This window comes from Flavobacterium rhizosphaerae (assembly GCF_046000445.1).
GTDB classification, from domain to species: domain Bacteria; phylum Bacteroidota; class Bacteroidia; order Flavobacteriales; family Flavobacteriaceae; genus Flavobacterium; species Flavobacterium rhizosphaerae.
Genome location: NZ_JBELPZ010000003.1, coordinates 1 through 2,303, shown reverse-complemented (window position 1 = coordinate 2,303; position 2,303 = coordinate 1). Strand labels below are relative to the sequence as shown.

General features: G+C 29.2%; 3 protein-coding genes. All 3 read left to right on the top strand.

The window, feature by feature from the left end; genetic code table 11:
- Nucleotides 1-407: 407 nt before the first annotated feature.
- The 3 genes from ABS766_RS04325 (at nucleotide 408) to ABS766_RS04315 (ending at nucleotide 2,062) form a co-directional block, all read left to right on the top strand.
- Complete coding sequence (locus ABS766_RS04325) at nucleotides 408-680, top strand: hypothetical protein (RefSeq protein WP_408083896.1); 273 nt, start codon at nucleotides 408-410, stop codon at nucleotides 678-680.
- A 693-nt stretch (nucleotides 681-1,373) separates the two neighbouring features.
- Nucleotides 1,374-1,655, top strand: a complete 282-nt coding sequence (locus tag ABS766_RS04320) for a hypothetical protein (protein ID WP_408083895.1) — start codon at nucleotides 1,374-1,376, stop codon at nucleotides 1,653-1,655.
- Nucleotides 1,656-1,783: 128 nt separating this feature from the next.
- A complete protein-coding gene (locus ABS766_RS04315) occupies nucleotides 1,784-2,062 on the top strand; it encodes a hypothetical protein (protein ID WP_408083894.1) in 279 nt (92 codons plus the stop codon).
- Nucleotides 2,063-2,303 lie beyond the last annotated feature (241 nt).

Sequence of the window (2,303 nt, the reverse complement as noted above, 5' to 3'; positions counted from 1 at the left end):
CTATTCCAATCTATTCCAATCTATTCCAATCTATTCCAATCTATTCCAATCTATTCCAATCTATTCCAATCTATTCCAATCTATATTGTTTTTAAACCACTCTTTACTATCAATCGCAGAGATATTGCCATACGCTCTACAGTTTGCCTGAGCAATCAATTAGTAGGTATTTATTATTCATTTCTCTTGAATCAAAATTATAATGTTGTAAACTACTAAATAAAAAGAGTAATGCTAAGAATTTTTCGCAATCAATATATAAGTTTTTCAATCTCTAAATAAATACATATATTTAATAAATGCATGCCCATCATAATAGTGTTAAAAAAAAACTAACAAAAAGTTAATCGTTTTATTCTAAGCAGATTATTTCATAAATTGGGGTAATAATTTTAAAACCAACTATTATGAAAATTTTAATTTCATTATCTGTTTTCGCTGTTGCATCGGTGTTTGGTGTAAACATTGAAAAAAATGTACAATTATCAGAAGAGGATGCTCTAGTTAATGCGTACCGTCTGACAGATTACAACGACATTTATGATGATACTGACAATGAACATGCCTACTTTGATGATTTAGATTGTGCTAATTATTTTCAGACACTCCATCCTGAATATTGGAGAAATGGAAAGGCAACGGTACCAGAAGAGTGGGTGTTTACAAATTGTCAATTATAATATTGATTTTAATAGTATAAAAAAATGCCCCTCCATAAAAGAGGGGCATTTTACCAACCAACCAATTATTAATACTTAAAGTATTAGGCGGCAAAGATACTGCAATATTTCAGTCTTCCAATTTCATTAAATCTTCTTTAACAACTTCGCTAAATTCATAGGCCAGTTCCCGCATAATTTCATATAAATAAAGTTGCACCTTCAGTTTTTATCTGAAACCATTAATTTCAAATACTATTTTATCCGTTCTTTTTCAGCTGCAACCGTCGTATATAATGTTATTTGCTAATAAAATTTTTAGTATATATTTGCATAAGGTTTAATCAGGATAGTAAAGTTTTTAAGCAATTAAAAACTATTACTTTATAATGATATTGGATTGTTGATTTTTGGAACAGAGATGAGGGATTATCAGTTTGTAACACGCAAGAATAAACCTTCTGCATATATGATGGTATATATTAATAAAAATGATGTTATATACCTTGATAAAAAAGTGTATGCTAAAAGATTCACAGTTTAACCAACCACAATAAATTATTAATAAAACTAACCAGGATGCACAATTCTTATAAGTCGTGAATTCTAAGCCTATAATTCATCCTCAAATAAGTTAATGGGCTATTAAAAGTTGCTTTACGATTTTACAATTGATTATTACCTTTAAAGGTTTGACATTTTAACATATATATAATGAGTCCGGACTATACAAAGATTGAAAATGATTTTGATTGTGCTTGCCAGGATGTAATAAAAAATCTGTCTGAAAAATACAGGGCAGACTATAAGGCTGCGGGCCCAGGTAAGTTAGAAACTTTTTTTAAATTAATTCAGGAAGAATTTAAACATATTGAGGCTTTTTTTATTCAGGATAACAAATTAGAATCAGACCAGGAAGCCATACGCAGGGTTAAAACAATTGCCAAATCATATGCTAAGAAGTGCCTTTTTGACTATGGAAAGGTAAAAGAATAGAAGGGTCGTTATTAAGAGTATAATTTTATTAATTTTAAGTTGAATTTTGTAAGAAGCTTCTGTATTCTGCAGTATATATTGCGGCCTGAATATTTAAAATTAATAAAGGATATTTAGGTAATACATATATGAGTTTTAATTATAAAGAGTTAGAAGAAAAATTAGGTATTGCATGTGATGAGGTTCACCAGGAATTTTATAGAAAATTCAATAGCGATATTTATATTTCTGCTGGAGGATCTAAACTTGAAGTATTTATTAACGACCTTCAGAAAGAATTTGAAAACGTAGCCACTACTTTTTTAAAAAAGTATAACCTTGAAAAAGACAACGAAGCTAAAAAACGGGCTTTAACCATTACTAAAGCTTATGCTAAAAAGTGTGTAGAAGACTTTAGTAAACTATAAACAACGATTAGCCAAAATTATATTTCTTACATCTTGCATGTTATCAGAGTCTTAAATAAAACTTAAAAAAATCTTTAAAAAAAAGCTTTTAAAAAGTTTGGAAAAGCGGAAAAGGGTGCTACTTTTGCACCCGCATTAGAGCAGCGTTCTTTACATATTGCGAGAGGGATTACGGGGTTAGTTTTGAGTAAGGGTATTAAAAAAAAATACTTTTCAAAAAGCTTGCTTTGTAAAGGAAAAG